General features: G+C 57.4%; 16 protein-coding genes and 1 riboswitch. Of the genes, 10 read left to right on the top strand and 6 right to left on the bottom strand.

Features of this window, described 5'->3' with window-relative positions; genetic code table 11:
* Positions 1-33: 33 nt before the first annotated feature.
* Positions 34-654, bottom strand: coding sequence for a TIGR04211 family SH3 domain-containing protein (locus tag AC3WS9_RS18755; protein WP_282494496.1), 621 nt, complete (start codon positions 652-654; stop codon positions 34-36).
* A 231-nt stretch (positions 655-885) separates the two neighbouring features.
* Here AC3WS9_RS18755 and AC3WS9_RS18750 point away from each other — a divergent pair, with 231 nt between their 5' ends.
* The 3 genes from AC3WS9_RS18750 to hldE are packed head-to-tail and all read left to right on the top strand — an operon-like array spanning position 886 to position 6,534.
* Positions 886-2,187 (top strand): CYTH domain-containing protein, encoded by a 1,302-nt coding sequence (locus AC3WS9_RS18750; RefSeq protein ID WP_492489815.1) that lies wholly within the window; start codon positions 886-888, stop codon positions 2,185-2,187.
* A gap of 20 nt (positions 2,188-2,207) precedes the next feature.
* Positions 2,208-5,063 carry a bifunctional [glutamate--ammonia ligase]-adenylyl-L-tyrosine phosphorylase/[glutamate--ammonia-ligase] adenylyltransferase gene (gene glnE / locus AC3WS9_RS18745; RefSeq protein ID WP_492489813.1) on the top strand — a complete coding sequence of 952 codons (2,856 nt, stop codon included), beginning with the start codon at positions 2,208-2,210 and terminating at the stop codon, positions 5,061-5,063.
* 40 nt (positions 5,064-5,103) lie between these two features.
* Entirely contained in the window at positions 5,104-6,534 is a 1,431-nt protein-coding gene (hldE, locus tag AC3WS9_RS18740; RefSeq protein WP_282494285.1) for a bifunctional D-glycero-beta-D-manno-heptose-7-phosphate kinase/D-glycero-beta-D-manno-heptose 1-phosphate adenylyltransferase HldE, read from the top strand.
* A 101-nt stretch (positions 6,535-6,635) separates the two neighbouring features.
* On the opposite strand, the gene ubiK is transcribed toward hldE, so the two are convergent.
* The gene (gene ubiK / locus AC3WS9_RS18735; protein ID WP_285148268.1) at positions 6,636-6,929 is read right to left on the bottom strand and encodes a ubiquinone biosynthesis accessory factor UbiK; all 294 of its coding nucleotides are present in this window, start codon (positions 6,927-6,929) and stop codon (positions 6,636-6,638) included.
* A 121-nt stretch (positions 6,930-7,050) separates the two neighbouring features.
* A riboswitch (FMN riboswitch) is annotated at positions 7,051-7,201 on the top strand.
* A 105-nt stretch (positions 7,202-7,306) separates the two neighbouring features.
* On the opposite strand from ubiK, the gene ribB reads away from it, so the two are divergent.
* A complete protein-coding gene (ribB, locus tag AC3WS9_RS18730) occupies positions 7,307-7,960 on the top strand; it encodes a 3,4-dihydroxy-2-butanone-4-phosphate synthase (protein WP_095283406.1) in 654 nt (217 codons plus the stop codon).
* A 32-nt stretch (positions 7,961-7,992) separates the two neighbouring features.
* Here ribB and zupT read toward each other — a convergent pair whose 3' ends face one another.
* Positions 7,993-8,766 (bottom strand): zinc transporter ZupT, encoded by a 774-nt coding sequence (gene zupT / locus AC3WS9_RS18725; protein WP_100778889.1) that lies wholly within the window; start codon positions 8,764-8,766, stop codon positions 7,993-7,995.
* A gap of 196 nt (positions 8,767-8,962) precedes the next feature.
* Here zupT and ygiD point away from each other — a divergent pair, with 196 nt between their 5' ends.
* Positions 8,963-9,751 (top strand): 4,5-DOPA-extradiol-dioxygenase, encoded by a 789-nt coding sequence (gene ygiD / locus AC3WS9_RS18720; RefSeq protein ID WP_285143992.1) that lies wholly within the window; start codon positions 8,963-8,965, stop codon positions 9,749-9,751.
* Between the two features lie 87 nt (positions 9,752-9,838).
* Here the strand turns inward: ygiD and AC3WS9_RS18715 are convergent, their stop codons facing one another.
* The 3 genes from AC3WS9_RS18715 to tolC form a co-directional block, all read right to left on the bottom strand.
* Complete coding sequence (locus AC3WS9_RS18715; protein ID WP_103946988.1) at positions 9,839-10,999, bottom strand: glutathionylspermidine synthase family protein; 1,161 nt, start codon at positions 10,997-10,999, stop codon at positions 9,839-9,841.
* Between the two features lie 2 nt (positions 11,000-11,001).
* Entirely contained in the window at positions 11,002-11,664 is a 663-nt protein-coding gene (locus tag AC3WS9_RS18710; RefSeq protein ID WP_285143991.1) for a DUF1190 family protein, read from the bottom strand.
* A gap of 203 nt (positions 11,665-11,867) precedes the next feature.
* Positions 11,868-13,352 carry an outer membrane channel protein TolC gene (tolC, locus tag AC3WS9_RS18705; RefSeq protein ID WP_492489808.1) on the bottom strand — a complete coding sequence of 495 codons (1,485 nt, stop codon included), beginning with the start codon at positions 13,350-13,352 and terminating at the stop codon, positions 11,868-11,870.
* Positions 13,353-13,553: 201 nt separating this feature from the next.
* Here tolC and nudF point away from each other — a divergent pair, with 201 nt between their 5' ends.
* From nudF to parE, 5 genes are read left to right on the top strand one after another with little or no spacing between them, the layout of a single operon-like run.
* Positions 13,554-14,186 (top strand): ADP-ribose diphosphatase, encoded by a 633-nt coding sequence (nudF, locus tag AC3WS9_RS18700; protein ID WP_282494289.1) that lies wholly within the window; start codon positions 13,554-13,556, stop codon positions 14,184-14,186.
* A complete protein-coding gene (locus tag AC3WS9_RS18695; protein WP_102104786.1) occupies positions 14,183-14,605 on the top strand; it encodes a DUF1249 family protein in 423 nt (140 codons plus the stop codon). The genes nudF and AC3WS9_RS18695 overlap by 4 nt, the downstream gene beginning before the upstream one ends.
* Positions 14,606-14,632: 27 nt before the next feature.
* Positions 14,633-15,460 (top strand): 3',5'-cyclic-AMP phosphodiesterase, encoded by an 828-nt coding sequence (cpdA, locus tag AC3WS9_RS18690; protein ID WP_282494291.1) that lies wholly within the window; start codon positions 14,633-14,635, stop codon positions 15,458-15,460.
* Entirely contained in the window at positions 15,460-16,041 is a 582-nt protein-coding gene (gene yqiA / locus AC3WS9_RS18685) for an esterase YqiA (protein WP_282494292.1), read from the top strand. The genes cpdA and yqiA overlap by 1 nt, the downstream gene beginning before the upstream one ends.
* 27 nt (positions 16,042-16,068) lie before the next feature.
* Positions 16,069-17,961, top strand: a complete 1,893-nt coding sequence (gene parE / locus AC3WS9_RS18680) for a DNA topoisomerase IV subunit B (RefSeq protein ID WP_282494293.1) — start codon at positions 16,069-16,071, stop codon at positions 17,959-17,961.
* Positions 17,962-18,057: the final 96 nt, after the last annotated feature.

Raw genomic sequence — 18,057 nt, 5'->3', positions numbered from 1 at the left:
CAGATAATACGTAAGTCTGGCAGAGAAGACGAATTAGTTCATCCAGCGATCTTTACGCTTACGGCTCGGGATCAGATGCGGCAGCACCAGACCGAGGAACAGACCCACGCCCAGCACGCCACCGCCATACATAAACCACTGCATAATGATGGTGCGCTGTTTGTCATCGAGCTGCAGATTGGCGGCGCTCACTTTCTTCTGCGCCACAATCAGCTCGTTTTTCAGCTTCTGGTTCTCTTCTTTCAGGCCGTTGATCACGCTGTCGCTCTGGGCCACTTTCTGCTGCATCTCGGCCGTGCGCTGATTCCAGGTGGTGTCGATGTTGGTCAGCTTGTCGGTCAGGGTTTTGACCTGATTTTCCAGATCCGGCACGCGGGTGCGCAGGCTCGGCACGTTGCTCAGCTGTTTCAGCGGGATCCACGACGTACGGCCCGTGCTGTCGCGCACCTGACCGTAATTACTGTCCTGATTTGTCTGTAACAGAACCACTTCCTCGCCGGCATTCACCGTGCCCACGAGGCGATAATTGTCTCCAGGGCCGCTACGTACCCAGGTGTTTAATTCGTCAGAAACATAACGTTTCTCTTCAGCATGGACCGCGGTCGCGGCGCTGAAAGCAAGTAAAGTCAGTCCAATCAGGCGTAATTTAAGCATCATTAGTCGTTATTTTCATAAAAAGTGGAACGATAGTAGTGGCAACAGTGTCTCCACGCAAAGCATTCGCATCAGCTATCGGAATCATCTGTGCCACCGCGTTAAACTTTTACGCCCGTCAAATTGCTCATTGCGTGGCAATTTGGCGCAAAATACTATGTACTGACAAACAAATGGCGAGGAAGTTCGCCTTCATTGACGCGGCTGTGACGCAACCGAAAGTACAGGGCTATGGCACAAGAAATCGAACTAAAATTTATCGTCGAAAAGGGCAGCGTGGATGCGCTGCGAACCCATCTGAATCAGCTGACCGCTGAACATCACGAACCGGTTCAACTCCTTAATATCTATTACGAAACCGCCGATAACTGGCTGCGTAGCCATGATATGGGGCTGCGCATTCGTGGCGCGAACGGGCGCTACGAGATGACGATGAAAATTGCCGGGCGTGTGGTCGGCGGTTTACATCAGCGTCCTGAATATAATATCGACATTGAAAAACCAGAACTTGAACTGAGTCGACTTCCGGCAGACGTCTGGCCGAACGGAGAACTGCCGGACGGGCTGTCTGACCAGGTGCAGCCGCTGTTCAGCACCGATTTCTGGCGCGAAAAGTGGCTGGTGAACGAAGGGAAAAGTCGCATTGAAATCGCGCTCGATCTGGGTGAAGTGAAAGCGGGCGAGTTCCAGGAGCCGATTTGCGAGCTGGAACTTGAACTGCTGGAAGGCAACGCCGACGACGTGCTGAAGCTGGCGCGTAAGCTGGTGGGCCAGTCTGGCCTGCGTCAGGGCAGCCTCAGCAAAGCCGCGCGCGGGTACCATCTGGCGGCGGGCAATGCGCCGCGTCAGGTGAAAGCCACCCCCCTTCTGCACGTGGCACCCAAATCCAGCGTCGAGCAGGGGCTGGAAGCCTCGCTGGAGCTGGCTCTGAGCCAGTGGCAATACCACGAAGAGCTGTGGGTGCGCGGCGTGAGCGAAGCGAAAAAACAGGTGATTGCGGCGATGGGCCTGGTGCGCAGCACCCTGACGTTGTTTGGCGGTGTGGTGCCGCGTAAAGCGAGCGCTCACTTACGTGATTTCCTAACCCAGACCGAAACCCTGATGGCGACGGACGTCTCTGCTGAAACGGCGGTCTACAGCCCGCAAACTGCGGCCGCCAAACTGGCGTTAACCGAGTTTCTGGTGACGCGCGGCTGGCAGCGTTTTCTGGATGACAAAACCCAGAAGAAAATCGCCGACTCATTCAAGCGTTTCGCCGATACGCATCTCTCCCGCAGTAACTCGGAGCTGAAAACCATTTTTGACCGCCCGCTCGGCGATCAGTACAGCGATCAGCTGGTGCGTCTGAACCGCGATATCGACAGCGTTCTGCTGCTGGCGGGGAGCTACGACGGCCCGAAAGCGCAGGCGTGGCTGGAGAACTGGCAGGGGCTTCGCCATGCCATTGAAACGCGCCAGCGTATTGAAATTGAACATTTCCGCAATGAGGCTATTTCGCAAGAGCCGTTCTGGCTGCACAGCGGAAAACGTTAACTCAGGCAAGGAACCCGATAATGCCGCTTTCTTCACAGCTCACGCAGCACTGGCAGACGGTTTGTGCGCGTCTGCCGGAATCATTACCCGCCGACTCACTCAGTGAGCAGGCGCAGCAAGTGCTTACTTTTAGTGATTTTGTCCAGGACAGCATCACCGCAAATCCTGACTGGCTGGCTGAACTGGAAGCGGCACCGCCGCAGGCCGACGAGTGGCAGCACTATGCGCAGTGGCTGAGCGACGCGCTGGCTGAGGTGAACGATGAGCCGACGCTGATGCGCGTGTTGCGCCAGTTCCGCCGTCGCGTGATGGTGCGTATCGCCTGGGCGCAGTCGCTGGAGTTGGTGAGCGAAGAGAGCACCCTGCAGCAGCTGAGCGTTCTTGCGGAGACGCTGATTGTGGCCGCGCGCGACTGGCTGTACGACGCCTGCTGCAAAGAGTGGGGCACGCCGTGCAGCGAAGAGGGCACGCCGCAGCCGCTGATGATTTTGGGCATGGGGAAACTGGGCGGCGGCGAGCTGAATTTCTCGTCGGATATCGACCTGATCTTCGCCTGGCCGGAAAAGGGCGCAACCCGCGGCGGACGCCGTGAGCTCGATAACGCGCAGTTCTTTACCCGTCTCGGCCAGCGGCTCATTAAAGCCCTGGATCAGCCGACCCAGGACGGTTTCGTCTATCGCGTGGATATGCGCCTGCGTCCGTTCGGCGACAGCGGTCCGCTGGTGCTGAGCTTTGCCGCGCTGGAAGATTATTACCAGGAGCAGGGCCGCGACTGGGAGCGCTACGCGATGGTGAAAGCGCGGATCATGGGCGATAACGGCGACGTTTACGCCGATGAGCTGCGCGCCATGCTGCGCCCGTTCGTTTTCCGCCGCTATATCGATTTCAGCGTCATTCAGTCCCTGCGCAACATGAAAGGGATGATTGCCCGCGAGGTGCGTCGTCGGGGCCTGAAAGACAACATCAAACTCGGCGCGGGCGGTATCCGTGAAATTGAGTTTATCGTTCAGGTCTTCCAGCTGATCCGCGGCGGGCGCGAGCCGTCCCTGCAATCCCGTTCGCTGCTCCCGACGCTGAACGCCATCGAACAACTGCATTTACTGCCGGAAGGCGACGCGCAAACCCTGCACGATGCCTATCTCTATTTGCGTCGCCTCGAAAACCTGCTGCAAAGTATCAACGACGAACAGACCCAGACCCTGCCGGGCGACGAGCTCAACCGGGCGCGTCTGGCCTGGGGGATGCGCGTTGACGACTGGCAAAAACTGACTGAACAACTGGACGCCCATATGGCGGGCGTGCGGCGGATCTTCAACGATTTGATTGGCGATGACGAAGCCGAATCGGCTGACGATACCCTGTCCGAACACTGGCGCGAACTGTGGCAGGATGCGCTGCAGGAGGACGACACCACGCCAGTGCTGGCGCATTTGAGCGATGACGACCGTCATCGCGTGGTGGCGCTGATCGCTGATTTCCGCATGGAAATGAACAAACGCGCCATCGGGCCGCGCGGGCGACAGGTGCTCGATCACCTGATGCCGCATCTGCTGAGCAACGTCTGCTCGCGAGCGGATGCGCCGATCCCGCTGTCGCGCCTGACGCCGCTGCTCACCGGGATTATCACCCGCACGACTTATCTTGAACTCCTGAGCGAATTCCCCGGCGCGCTCAAACACCTGATTTCGCTCTGCGCCGCGTCGCCGATGGTGGCCAGTAAACTCGCGCGCTACCCGCTGCTGCTGGACGAACTGCTCGACCCGAATACGCTCTATCAGCCGACGGCGATGGATGCCTATCGCGATGAGCTGCGCCAGTATCTGCTGCGTGTGCCGGAAGAGGACGAAGAGCAACAGCTCGAAGCGCTGCGCCAGTTTAAGCAGGCGCAGATGCTGCGCGTGGCGGCCGCCGATATCGCCGGAACTTTGCCGGTGATGAAAGTCAGCGACCATCTCACCTGGCTTGCGGAAGCGATCATCGACGCGGTGGTCCAGCAGGCGTGGGGCCAGATGGTGGTGCGCTACGGTCAGCCGAAACATCTGGCGGACCGCGAGGGTCGCGGGTTTGCCGTGGTTGGCTACGGTAAACTGGGCGGCTGGGAGCTGGGCTACAGCTCCGATCTGGATTTGATCTTCCTTCACGATTGCCCGGTTGATGTCATGACCGACGGCGAGCGGGAAATCGACGGGCGTCAGTTCTACCTGCGCCTGGCGCAGCGCATTATGCATCTGTTCAGCACCCGCACCTCGTCCGGGATTTTGTACGAAGTGGATGCGCGTCTGCGTCCGTCCGGCGCGGCGGGCATGTTAGTCACTTCCACTGAATCTTTTGCGGATTATCAGCAAAACGAGGCATGGACGTGGGAGCATCAGGCGCTGGTGCGCGCTCGCGTGGTGTACGGCGATCCGCAGCTGAAAACGCAGTTCGACGCGATTCGCCGCGATGTCCTGACCGCGACGCGCGAGGGCGAAAAGTTGCAGACCGACGTGCGCGAAATGCGCGAGAAAATGCGCGCCCATCTGGGCAACAAACATCGCGATCGCTTTGATATCAAAGCCGATGAGGGCGGGATCACCGATATCGAGTTTATTACTCAATATCTGGTGCTCCGTCATGCGCACGACAAGCCGAAGCTGACGCGCTGGTCTGATAACGTGCGCATTCTGGAACTGCTGGCGCAAAACGACATTATGGATGAGCAGGAAGCGCAGGCGTTGACCCACGCTTACACCACGCTGCGCGATGAATTGCATCATCTGGCGTTACAGGAACAGCCGGGCCATGTGGCGCCGGAATGTTTTAACATCGAGCGAGAACGCGTTCGTACCAGCTGGCAGAAGTGGCTGGTGGAGCCGTGCGTATCGAAACAAGTGTGATATTATCGCGCGCAAATTGTGAATCTTTCTGGAGTCAGGAATGAAAGTAACACTGCCAGAGTTTGAACGTGCTGGGGTTATGGTTGTCGGTGATGTGATGCTGGACCGCTACTGGTACGGGCCAACCAGCCGCATCTCGCCGGAAGCCCCGGTCCCGGTCGTTAAGGTCGATACTATTGAAGAGCGTCCTGGCGGCGCGGCCAACGTGGCGATGAACATTGCTTCTCTCGGCGCGCATTCGCGTCTGGTGGGGCTGACCGGCATTGATGATGCGGCGCGCGCGCTCAGCAAAACGCTGACCGAAGTCAACGTGAAATGCGACTTCGTTTCCGTGCCGACGCATCCGACTATCACCAAACTGCGCGTGCTCTCCCGCAACCAGCAGTTGATCCGCCTCGACTTTGAAGAAGGTTTTGAAGGCGTAGATCCTGAGCCGCTGCACGAGCGTATCGCGCAGGCGCTGGGCAATATCGGCGCGCTGGTGCTGTCTGACTACGCCAAAGGCGCGCTCGCCAGCGTACAGCAGATGATCCAGCTGGCGCGTAAAGCGGGCGTTCCGGTGCTGATCGACCCGAAAGGGACCGATTTCGAGCGCTATCGCGGTGCGACGCTGCTGACGCCAAACCTGTCTGAGTTTGAAGCGGTGGCCGGTAAGTGCAAAAACGAAGAAGAGATCGTTGAACGCGGGATGAAAATCATCGCCGATTTCGACTTCTCCGCGCTGCTGGTAACGCGCTCTGAGCAGGGCATGACGCTGCTGCAGCCGGGCAAACCACCGCTGCATATGCCGACCCAGGCACAGGAAGTTTACGACGTGACCGGTGCGGGCGATACGGTGATTGGCGTGCTGGCGGCAACGCTGGCGGCGGGCAATTCCCTCGAAGAAGCCTGCTATTTCGCGAACGCGGCAGCGGGCGTGGTTGTCGGGAAACTCGGGACTTCTACCGTGTCACCGATCGAGCTGGAAAACGCGGTGCGCGGTCGTGCGGATACCGGTTTTGGCGTGATGAGCGAAGACGAGCTGAAAACAGCCGTCGCGGCGGCGCGTAAGCGCGGCGAGAAAGTGGTGATGACCAACGGCGTGTTCGACATTCTGCACGCGGGCCACGTTTCGTATCTGGCGAATGCGCGCAAGCTCGGCGATCGTCTGATTGTCGCGGTGAACAGCGATGCATCGACCAAACGTCTGAAGGGCGAAACGCGTCCGGTGAATCCGCTGGAGCAGCGCATGATTGTGCTCGGCGCGCTGGAAGCGGTCGACTGGGTGGTCTCTTTTGAAGAAGACACGCCGCAGCGTCTGATTGCCGGCATCCTGCCGGATCTGCTGGTGAAAGGCGGCGATTACAAGCCAGAGCAGATTGCGGGTAGCGAAGAGGTCTGGGCCAATGGCGGCGAAGTGATGGTGCTCAACTTTGAGGACGGGTGTTCAACCACCAACATCATTAAGAAGATCCAGAAGGATAGTCAGTAACAAAAAGCCCGGTGGCGCTTTTTCGCCGGGTGGCGGCTGCGCCTTACCCGGCCTACGGTTTTGTAGGCCCGGTAAGCGAAGCGCCACCGGGCAATAAGTGCTTATGCTTCTTCGACGGGCGGGATCGCCGGCGCCGGTTTCACTTCCGCAGGCTGACTGCGGTTTTCCAGCTCGGTCAGACGCTGTTCCAGCAGCGCCAGCTTTTCGCGGGTACGCAGCAGAACCTGCGTCTGCACGTCAAACTCTTCACGGCTCACCAGATCAAGACGCGTCAGCTGCGACTGCAGTACCTGGCGGATTTTCTTCTCGACGTCATCGCCAAACTCACGAATACCTTTCGGCATGGATTCATGAACCTGACGGGCAATTTGTTCAATTTTTTTCGGGTCAATCATGGTCGTTTCCCTTGATCGGAAGGTGTTAGCGAACATTGTAGCGCGTAACCCATAGACATAAACCAGAATTGTTTGATGCTTATGCATTGCCCAGCATAATCAATAGCGTTATAGTTATCTCGCTTATTCTCAGGGCGGGGCGAAATTCCCCACCGGCGGTAAATCAGCCTTGCGCTGAAAGCCCGCGAGCGCTTTGGGTGAAAACTCAAAGGTCAGCAGATCTGGTGTAATTCCAGAGCCGACGGTTAGAGTCCGGATGGGAGAGAGTAACGATCCAGCCGGGCGAGGCCCGCTCACGTTATTTTTTTGCCGCTTACGCGGTGCTCCTAAGACTGCCCTGATTCTGGTAACCATAATTTTAATGAGGTTTTTTTACCATGAATCAGACGCTACTTTCCGCTTTTGGCACCTCTACCGATCGTGTAGAGCTTGCACTGACCGCACTCCGTGAACATCGCGGTGTGATGGTTCTCGATGACGAAGACCGTGAAAATGAAGGCGATATGATTTTCGCCGCAGAAACCATGACCGTTGAGCAGATGGCGCTGACCATCCGTCACGGCAGTGGCATCGTGTGTCTTTGTCTGACCGACGAACGTCGTAAACAGCTCGATCTGCCGATGATGGTCGAAAACAACACCAGCGCATTCGGCACCGGTTTTACCGTGACCATCGAAGCCGCGCACGGTGTGACCACCGGCGTTTCTGCCGCTGACCGTCTGACGACCGTTCGTGCCGCTACCGCTGACAACGCTAAACCTTCAGACCTGAACCGTCCTGGCCACGTCTTCCCACTGCGCGCGCAGCCGGGCGGCGTGTTGACTCGCGGCGGCCACACTGAAGCGACCATCGATCTGGTGACGCTGGCAGGCTTTAAATCTGCGGGTGTGCTGTGTGAACTGACCAACGACGATGGCACCATGGCGCGCGCGCCGGAGTGCATCGAGTTTGCGAAGAAACACAATATGGCTGTGGTGACGATCGAAGACCTGGTGGCCTACCGCCAGGCGCACGAACGCAAAGCCAGCTAAATAAAAAACGCCGGGTGATCCCGGCGTTTTTTTTATCCAATGCCCGCTGTTTGTAGCAGCACCAGACTTAATCCCATCACCGACATTCCGCACAGTACGCCGTAACTGGGGTTGTTGTTAGGATCGATCTCTTTCGCCAGCGGCATCAGCTCGTCAACCGACAACGCGACCATAATCCCCGCCACCGCCGCCATAATCGCCGCCATCACTACCGGGGAGATCATGCTTCCGAGAATCAGCCACGCCAGCACGCCGCCTAAAATTTCCGCCAGACCCGAAATCCCGGCCCAGAACACCGCCGTGCGTTTTGAGCCCGTTGCCGCATAAACCGGTCCTGCGACGGCCAGTCCTTCAGGAATATTGTGCAACGCTACAGCCAGCGCAATGCCAAAGCCCAGCTCGAGGTTATTGCTCGCCGTCACGTAGGTGGCGACGCCCTCAGGGAAGTTGTGCAGGCTGATGCCGAGGGTGAGCAAAATGGCCGTGCGTTTGATATTTCCGTGCGACGGTTTGACGCTTTTTTGCATCAAATCCTGTGGATGCGCGTGGGGCAGCATGCGGTCGAGACCGAAATAGCCCAGCAGACCCACGACGAACATGCCGTAGCCGAGCACCGGCGACATCCCCTCGGTGCCGAGCGCCGCGGGCAGCATCTCCATCAGGGAGATCAGCAGCATGATCCCGGCGGCAAAGCCGAGAGAAAATGCCAGTACGCGGTTCGAAGGCTTTTGCCCGAGCACGCCAAGAATCGCACCAATGAAGGTGGCGGCACCCGCAAGTATCGTCAGAATCAAGGGTACTGACATGAATCGCTCCTTATGATAATGATTCTCATTAATGCTAATGATTAATCTGCTGCAAAGCGAGAGGGGACCCCCGGCTTTACAGTTTCCTTACATTCAAATTTTCTGAAGATCTTCATCATGCTTATCTGAGTTCATGTTGTGCAGATAGCGGGTAATGTAGTGACATTAAACAGACACCCTATGTAAGGATATCACCATGACTTCTTCTCGTATGCCAGCACTGTTTTTGGGCCACGGTAGCCCGATGAACGTCCTGGAAGATAACGTCTACACCCGCGCCTGGCGTCATCTCGGCGAGACGTTGCCCCGTCCGAAGGCGATCGTGGTGGTCTCTGCGCACTGGTTTACCCGCGGCACCGGCGTGACGGCGATGGAAGCACCGAAAACCATTCATGATTTTGGCGGCTTCCCGCAGGCGCTGTACGACACGCACTACCCGGCACCGGGCTCGCCAGCGCTGGCACAGCAGTTGGTCGATCTGCTGGCCCCGGTTCCTGTGACGCTGGATAAAGAGGCCTGGGGCTTCGACCACGGCTCCTGGGGCGTGCTGATCAAAATGTACCCGGATGCTGACATCCCGATGGTGCAGCTGAGTATCGACAGCACCAAACCGGCGGCGTGGCACCTGGAGATGGGCCGCAAGCTGGCGAAACTGCGCGACGAAGGCATCATGCTGGTGGCGAGCGGTAACGTGGTCCACAACCTGCGCACGGCGCGCTGGCACGGTGAAAACACGCCGTATCCGTGGGCGACGTCGTTCAATGATTTTGTTAAAGCGAATCTGGCCTGGCAGGGCCCGGCGGAAGAGCATCCGCTGGTGAACTATCTGGATCATGAGGGCGGTTCGCTCTCTAACCCAACGGCGGAACACTTCCTGCCGCTGCTGTATGTGCTGGGTGCGTGGGATGGCAGTGAGCCGGTGACGATTCCAGTCGATGGGATTGAGATGGGAAGTCTGAGTATGCTTTCGGTGCAGGTGGGCTAAAAGAAAGCCCGGTGGCGCTGCGCTTACCGGGCCTACAAAGGCAGATCGTAGGCCGGGTAAGGCGAAGCCGCCACCCGGCGAAACCCATCACTCCACAAAAATATGCGGATAGAAGCGTGACAGATCCTGAGTGATCAGCGCGCGATCTTCGCGAATGCCAATCCCGGCTGGCTGATCGTTGATGAGCCAACTGCCAATCAGCACATAGCTGTCGCCAAATTTCGGCAGGGGATAGAACTCCTGCACGATCATCCCTTCTTCGCCGTATGGCCCTTCGGCCGCTTCCAGGGTTTTGCCGTTTTCAATAATCGAAACGTTAGCCCCTTCGCGGGAGAAGATCGGCTTGATGACGTACTTATCCATCGGCGGATAGTCATCTTCGGCGAAATACGCGGGCAGCAGGTTCGGATGGTTCGGGAACATCTCCCACAGCATCGGCAGCAGCGCTTTGTTAGAAATAATGCTCTTCCAGGCGGGTTCCAGCCAGCGTACGCCCGCGTCTTCCAGCTTGGTGGAGAACACTTCGCGCAGCATGTATTCCCACGGATAGAGTTTGAACAGGTTGCTGATCACCTGGTCCTGAGTATCCGTAAACTGACCGCGCTCGCCTAAACCGATATCTTCGATGTACAGGAATTCCGTCGCCACTTCCGCTTCAGCGGCACAATCTTGCAGATATTGCACGGTACCGCGATCTTCCACGGTATCGCGGCAGCAGGCCAGATGCAGGTAATTAAACCCGTGCTGCTCGCGCAGCTCTGCGAAGCGCTCGATCAGCTTCTCCTGCAGGGAGTTGAACTGGTCGCTGCCTTCCGGCAGGTTGCCCGCAGCAATCTGATCTTCAAGCCAAATCCACTGGAAGAACGCCGCTTCGTACAGCGAGGTCGGCGTATCAGCGTTGTTTTCCAGCATCTTAGGATCGCCCACGCCGTCCCACGCCAGATCGAGGCGCGAGTAGAGGGAAGGCTGGTTAGTCTGCCAGGCGTGACGCACAAAACCCCAGGTGTGTTTAGGGATGCGGAATTTGGTCATCAGCTCATCGCTGGCAACCACCTTTTCCACCACCTTCAGGCACATCTGGTGCAGCTCGGCGGTCACCTCTTCCAGTTTTTCGACCTGGGCGAGGGTGAGCTTGTAGTAGGCATCTTCACACCAGTAGGGTTCGCCGTACATGGTGTGGAAGTTAAAACCGTATTCAGTGGCTTTTTCGCGCCAGTCCGGGCGCTCGACAATACTGACTCGTTCCATGATCAGCCGCCCATTGAGCGAGAAGTGGAGCCTGTCGCGCTACGCTGCATGGTGGACTGTTTCGCCACGGACTCGCCAAAGCCACCGCGCGTCACGGTGCTGGTGGTCGCGGGTTTAGGTGCCATAGCGGATTTCGGAACGGTCGCGGTACGGCCAGGCGTTGCCGCGCCGTAGTTTTTGCCGCTCGCATCGGTGTACTTACCGTACGCCGGGCTGGACGGATTTTTGGAGCTGAACAGCGGCTGCTGCTGGCCCATACCGCCGCCCATCATACGGCCCATCATGTAACCCGCCATCAGCGGCATCCAGAAGCTGCCGCTGGACTGAGCCTGCGCCTGGTTTTCTGGCGCCATACCGGCCTGAGCCGGTGCCTGCTGGCACTGACCTTCACCGAACTCGGCGATGCAGTCTTCACGGGTGGCATATTTCGGGGCGGTACGTTCTGCTTCTTTCAGGGCGTTGTTATAGGCAGTGGTACATTCTGCGCTTTTACCGGTGGCTGACGAGCAGTCATCGGCATTCTGATACATCGATACCGTTTCATCGGATTGCTCACAGCCTGCCAGCATAAAGACGGCGGTGAACGCCAGGGCGACAGGGGTGAGGTGGCGCGCGTTCCAGTTTTTGCGGAACGAAGCGTGATTAATCGTTTTTGTCCGTTTCATTTTGTCTTCCAGGACCCAGAGGTGAACACACAGTAAATAAGGCTCAGGATAGAGGATGAGTGGTCGAAAATGAAGCGCAGAGGGGGATTCGGGGGGATCTTTACGTTGGCTTACGTTTGGATGTGATTTCGCCCCAGCTGGCGCTCTGCTTAACCGGCCTACACGACGGTAGGCCCGATAAGCGAAGCGCCATCGGGCAAAACTTAATGACTACGGAACGGGTTGTTGCTGTTGCTACCGGTCGTGGTGGTGCGAGCGGTGGCTGGCTGCGCAGCAGGGGCGGTGCTGTTGGCGTTGTAGCCATCAGCGTTAGCGTCCTGCTGTGGGTTTTCTGGTGCCACGCTTTCAGGCGTGGTGGAAACCGGTTTGCCCAGCGTGCTGTTCAGCATCTGCAGGTCCTGCTCGTTCAACGTACCCAGCGCTGATTTGATATTCAGCTGGTTGATCAGGTAGTTGTAACGTGCGCTGGAGAGCTGTTGCTTCGCGTTATACAGCGTGGTGGTCGCGTCTAACACGTCAACGATGGTACGTGTACCGACGGAGTAACCCGCTTCCATCGCATCGAGGGAGCTTTGCGCAGACACAACGGCCTGTTTGTACGCGTTGATGCTGCTGATGGAGGCGTTCACGTTGTTAAAGGAAGAACGCACGGTCTGCACGACGTTGCGGTGCGCGCTTTCAAGCTGCTCGCTCGCGCCAACAAAGTTGTACTGCGCTTGTTTAACTTGAGAGTTCACCATGCCGCCCTGGTACAGAGGCAGAGAGAAGTTCAGGCCAATCTTGTTCTGACCCATGTTGCTGTCATCGTACTGGGTCGAATTATTGGTTTTTGAACCGCTGTAGCTGGTGTCAGAAACGCCCGTCGATGCGGTCAGGCCCACGGTTGGCAGATGGCCATCCTGCGCCTGGCGGATTTGCTCGCGCGCCAGATCCTGGCTCAGACGAGCCTGCAGCAGCGCCAGGTTACGGTTTTCAGCTTCTTTCAGCAGGGCGTTAACCGCCTGCGGCTTGTCCGTCTTGAAATTGTCGACGTTCAGGGACGCCAGCTCAGGGTAGTAATTGCCGGTCACCTGACGCAGGGATTCGAGTGCGTTATCCAGGTTGTTACGGGCAGTCACTTCGTTCGCCAGCACGCTATCGTACTGTGAACGGGCGTTCTGCACGTCAGTGATCGCCACCAGACCCACGTTGAAGCGCTGGGTGGTTTGATCTAACTGACGGTAAATCGCCTGTTTCTGCGCTTCGGTGTAGGAGAGCGAATCGATCGCGCTCAACACGTTGAAATAGGCAGTGGCGGTGTTCAGGATCAGCGTTTGCTGATCGGTCTGATAGGTCACATCCTGGATACCGGCGCTTTTTTCCTGCAGGGAGAGCGCGCGCCATTTGGACATATCAAACAAGGTCTGCGTTAATTGCAGGGACGCGCTGGTGACGTTGGAGTTCACGCCGTTCGCATCGCGGAAGCCATTGTTGTAGGTATAATCTGCGCCTAAACCCAATTGCGGCAGCAGCGGGCTACGTGCTTCATTAATCTTTTCGAACGCAGCATCACGGTCGGCGGCTGACTTACGCAGCTCAGGGTTGCCCAGACGTGCTTGCTGATAAACCTGTAACAGGTTTTCTGCCTGGCTCATCGCGCTGAAGCCCGTCAGGCTCAGGCCGATAAGGATGGGGAGCAATTTCTTCATTTGCATTCCTTGTTGTGAAGCAGTATTAGCGCTGATCTAATTAAAAATAATTGCCGATTCTAACAGAATCATCCACACCAAAAGGTTGGCGTTACGTGCCATCTGGCGGTAATTTGCACCAATCTATCATATAGCCTTTGAAACGGCAGCCAAACAGCTTGAAATTCATGATTTCAACACAATTGTGACCAGGATACCGCCATGCAGAAACCAGATAAGTTGCCAGTGACTTTCACCAAAAACGATGTAGAAATTATTGCACGGGAAAAGCTTTATAGCGGTTTTTTTTCACTGGAACTTTACCGTTTCAGGCATCGGCTGTTTAACGGTGAAATGAGTGGCGAAGTCCGCCGCGAAATTTTTGAGCGCGGGCATGCCGCAGTCTTGCTACCCTTTGACCCAGTGCGTGACGAAGTGGTATTGATTGAGCAGATTCGAATTGCCGCCCTGGATACCAGCGAAAGCCCGTGGCTGCTGGAGATCGTCGCCGGGATGATCGAAGAGGGCGAAACGCCGGAAGACGTCGCCCGCCGCGAGGCGCAGGAAGAAGCAGGGCTGATTGTGGGCCGAACCAAACCGGTGCTGAGCTACCTGGCAAGCCCGGGTGGTGCCACCGAGCGCTCTTCGATTCTGGTGGGTGAAGTGGACGCCACGACCGCGCAAGGTATTCACGGTCTGGCAGATGAAAACGAAGATATTCGTGTTCATGTGGTGAGTCGGGAGCAGGCTTATCAATGGGTCAATGAGGGGAAAATCGACAACGCAGCCTCTGTCATCGCTTTGCAATGGCTCCAGCTGCATTATCAAGACTTACGAAAAGAGTGGAAAAAATGAAGCGTTATACACCTGACTTCCCAGAAATGATGCGTCTGTGCGAGACCAACTTCGCACAATTACGTCGCCTGTTGCCGCGCACCGACGCGGCCGGCGAAACGGTGAGCTATCAGGTGAGCAACGCGCAATATCGCTTAACGATTGTGGAATCCACTCGCTACACTACGCTTGTCGAGATCAAACAGACGGCTCCCTCGGTGAGCTACTGGAGCCTGCCGTCGATGACCGTCAGGCTTTATCACGACGCGATGGTGGCTGAAGTGTGTTCAAGTCAGCAGATCTTTCGCTTCAAAGCGCGATATGATTATCCTAATAAAAAGTTGCATCAACGCGACGAAAAGCATCAAATTAACCAGTTTTTAGCTGACTGGCTAAGATATTGTTTAGCACATGGAGCAATGGCGATTCCGGTTTGTTAGCGTCATAAACCTACCTAAGGACACCATTTGGAAAGCCTGTTGAACCTGACTGTTGCTGGTGGGGCGCCAGTCAGGATATTACAAATTACTGATACTCACCTGTTCGCCGAAAAGCATGAAACGCTGCTGGGGGTCAACACCTGGGAGAGTTATCAGGCTGTACTTGATGCCATTCGTACCGAAAACCGCGACTGCGATTTAATCGTCGCGACCGGCGATTTGGCACAGGATCAAAGCGCCGCGGCCTATCAGCATTTTGCTACCGGGATCGCGAGCTTCAGCGTGCCTTGCGTCTGGTTACCGGGCAATCACGACTTCCAGCCTGCCATGTACAGTGCGTTGCAGGAAGCGGGGATCTCCCCGGCCAAGCGCGTGTTCGTGGGCGATCACTGGCAAATCCTGCTGCTCGACACCCAGGTGTTCGGCGTGCCGCACGGTGAGCTGAGCGATTTCCAGCTCGAGTGGCTTGAGAACAAGCTCATTGATGTGCCAGATCGCCACACTCTGCTGTTGCTGCACCATCATCCGCTTCCGGCGGGATGCAGCTGGCTCGATCAGCACAGTCTGCGCAACTCTGCCGCGCTGGATCGCGTGCTCTCGAAATATCCTCATGTGAATAATCTGCTGTGCGGACACATTCACCAGGAACAAGATCTCGACTGGAATGGCCGCCGTCTGCTGGCGACCCCGTCAACCTGCGTACAGTTTAAACCCCACTGCGCCAACTTTACCTTAGATACCATTGCGCCGGGATGGCGCTGGCTGGACCTCCATGCGGATGGTCGGCTGACCACGGAAGTTTGTCGTCTGGAAGGCGCGCAGTTCCGCCCGGACACCGCTTCAGAAGGATACTGATGTCTACGCTCCTCTACCTGCACGGGTTTAATAGCTCCCCGCGTTCTGCGAAGGCGACCCAGTTTCGCCAGTGGCTTAGCGAGCATCATCCGCACATCGAGATGATCGTCCCGCAGCTGCCGCCCTACCCGGCGGACGCCGCCGAAATGCTCGAGTCGATCGTGATGGAACACGGCGGAGAATCCTTCGGCGTCGTCGGCTCGTCGCTGGGCGGATATTACGCGACCTGGCTGTCGCAATGCTTCATGCTGCCTGCGGTCGTGGTTAACCCGGCGGTACGCCCGTTTGAGCTGCTGACGGACTTTCTCGGCCACAACGAGAACCCCTACACGGGGCAGCAATATGTGCTAGAGTCACGCCATATTTACGACCTCAAAGTGATGCAAATAGACCCGCTGGACGCGCCAGATCTCCTCTGGCTGCTGCAACAGACGGGTGATGAAGTGCTGGATTACCGCCAGGCGGTGGCGTATTACGCGTCTTGCCGCCAGACTGTAGAAGAAGGCGGAAACCATGCTTTCACGGGCTTTGAGAATCATTTCACCCAGATTGTCGATTTTCTTGGGCTGCACAGCCTCTGACAACCAATGCGAATTGCTAGCTAAATCATGACGCAAACCTATAACGCTGATGCCATTGAGGTACTCACCGGGCTTGAGCCGGTTCGCCGCCGCCCAGGGATGTACACCGATACCACGCGCCCAAACCACCTGGGCCAGGAAGTAATTGATAACAGCGTCGATGAAGCACTGGCAGGCCATGCCAAACGCATCGACGTGATCCTGCACGCCGACCAGTCGCTCGAAGTGATCGACGACGGGCGCGGTATGCCGGTCGATATTCACCCGGAAGAGGGTGTCCCGGCCGTTGAACTGATCCTTTGCCGTCTGCATGCAGGCGGTAAGTTCTCCAATAAAAACTACCAGTTCTCCGGCGGCCTTCACGGCGTGGGGATCTCCGTGGTTAACGCCCTGTCTAAGCGCGTGGAAGTGACCGTGCGCCGCGACGGCCAGGTCTACAACATCGCCTTTGAAAACGGCGACAAAGTTCAGGAACTGCAGGTCATCGGCACCTGCGGCAAACGCAATACCGGGACCAGCGTCCACTTCTGGCCCGACGAAAGCTTCTTCGACAGCCCACGTTTTTCCGTCTCGCGCTTAACGCACATTCTGAAAGCGAAAGCGGTGCTGTGCCCTGGCGTGGAAATCACCTTCAAAGACGAAGTGAACGGCAGCGAGCAGCGCTGGTGCTATCAGGATGGTTTGAACGACTATCTGGGCGAGGCGATTAACGGCCTGCCGACCCTGCCGGAAAAACCGTTCCTCGGTAATTTCTCCGGCGATACGGAAGCGGTCGACTGGGCGCTGCTGTGGCTGCCGGAAGGCGGCGAACTGCTGACGGAAAGCTACGTCAACCTGATCCCAACCATGCAGGGCGGTACGCACGTCAACGGTCTGCGTCAGGGTCTGCTGGATGCGATGCGTGAGTTCTGCGAATACCGCAACATTCTGCCGCGCGGCGTGAAGCTCTCGGCGGAAGATATCTGGGATCGCTGCGCGTATGTGCTGTCGGTCAAAATGCAGGATCCGCAGTTTGCCGGGCAGACCAAAGAGCGTCTCTCCTCGCGTCAGTGCGCGGCCTTCGTTTCCGGCGTGGTGAAAGACGCTTTCAGCCTGTGGCTGAACCAGAATATTCAGACCGCCGAAATGCTGGCGGAAATGGCGATCTCCAGCGCCCAGCGCCGTATGCGTGCGGCGAAGAAAGTGGTGCGTAAAAAGCTGACCAGCGGTCCGGCCCTGCCGGGCAAACTGGCCGACTGTACCGCGCAGGATCTGAATCGCACCGAACTGTTCCTCGTCGAAGGTGACTCGGCGGGCGGCTCTGCCAAACAGGCGCGCGACCGTGAATTCCAGGCGATCATGCCGCTGAAGGGTAAGATCCTGAACACCTGGGAAGTCTCTTCCGATGAAGTGCTGGCCTCGCAGGAGGTGCATGACATCTCGGTGGCGATCGGCATCGATCCGGACAGCGACGACCTGAGCCAGCTGCGCTACGGCAAGATCTGTATCCTCGCGGATGCGGACTCCGATGGTCTGCACATCGCCACGCTGCTGTGCGCGCTGTTCGTGAAACACTTCCGCACGCTGGTGAAGAACGGTCACGTCCACGTCGCACTGCCGCCGTTGTACCGTATCGATCTCGGCAAAGAGGTCTATTACGCCCTGACGGAAGAGGAGAAAGCGGGCGTGCTGGAGCAGCTGAAACGCAAGAAGGGCAAACCGAACGTCCAGCGCTTTAAAGGGCTGGGTGAGATGAACCCGATGCAGCTGCGTGAAACCACGCTGGATCCGAACACCCGCCGTCTGGTGCAGCTGGTGATCAGCGACGAAGACGAACAGCAGACCAACGCCATGATGGACATGCTGTTAGCCAAGAAACGTTCCGAAGATCGACGCAACTGGTTGCAGGAAAAAGGCGACCTGGCGGATATCGAAGGTTGATGCGAAAAAGCCCGGTGGCGCTACGCTTACCGGGCCTACGATCGATCCCCTCGCCCCTTTGGGGAGAGGGTTAGGGTGAGGGGAGAACCCCGCTCG

It is taken from the genome of Lelliottia sp. EB106-05-01-XG201, from assembly GCF_058791735.1.
Note: the sequence above shows the minus strand (reverse complement) of the source record. Positions and strands in the feature narration are given on the sequence as shown.

Bases quoted from the DNA above. Each gene is read 5' to 3' on its own strand.
- AC3WS9_RS18755 (WP_282494496.1), bottom strand. From the start codon at position 654: ATGCTTAAATTACGCCTGATTGGACTGACTTTACTTGCTTTCAGCGCC.
- AC3WS9_RS18750 (WP_492489815.1), top strand. From the start codon at position 886: ATGGCACAAGAAATCGAACTAAAATTTATCGTCGAAAAGGGCAGCGTG.
- glnE (WP_492489813.1), top strand. From the start codon at position 2,208: ATGCCGCTTTCTTCACAGCTCACGCAGCACTGGCAGACGGTTTGTGCG.
- hldE (WP_282494285.1), top strand. From the start codon at position 5,104: ATGAAAGTAACACTGCCAGAGTTTGAACGTGCTGGGGTTATGGTTGTC.
- ubiK (WP_285148268.1), bottom strand. From the start codon at position 6,929: ATGATTGACCCGAAAAAAATTGAACAAATTGCCCGTCAGGTTCATGAA.
- ribB (WP_095283406.1), top strand. From the start codon at position 7,307: ATGAATCAGACGCTACTTTCCGCTTTTGGCACCTCTACCGATCGTGTA.
- zupT (WP_100778889.1), bottom strand. From the start codon at position 8,766: ATGTCAGTACCCTTGATTCTGACGATACTTGCGGGTGCCGCCACCTTC.
- ygiD (WP_285143992.1), top strand. From the start codon at position 8,963: ATGACTTCTTCTCGTATGCCAGCACTGTTTTTGGGCCACGGTAGCCCG.
- AC3WS9_RS18715 (WP_103946988.1), bottom strand. From the start codon at position 10,999: ATGGAACGAGTCAGTATTGTCGAGCGCCCGGACTGGCGCGAAAAAGCC.
- AC3WS9_RS18710 (WP_285143991.1), bottom strand. From the start codon at position 11,664: ATGAAACGGACAAAAACGATTAATCACGCTTCGTTCCGCAAAAACTGG.
- tolC (WP_492489808.1), bottom strand. From the start codon at position 13,352: ATGAAGAAATTGCTCCCCATCCTTATCGGCCTGAGCCTGACGGGCTTC.
- nudF (WP_282494289.1), top strand. From the start codon at position 13,554: ATGCAGAAACCAGATAAGTTGCCAGTGACTTTCACCAAAAACGATGTA.
- AC3WS9_RS18695 (WP_102104786.1), top strand. From the start codon at position 14,183: ATGAAGCGTTATACACCTGACTTCCCAGAAATGATGCGTCTGTGCGAG.
- yqiA (WP_282494292.1), top strand. From the start codon at position 15,460: ATGTCTACGCTCCTCTACCTGCACGGGTTTAATAGCTCCCCGCGTTCT.
- parE (WP_282494293.1), top strand. From the start codon at position 16,069: ATGACGCAAACCTATAACGCTGATGCCATTGAGGTACTCACCGGGCTT.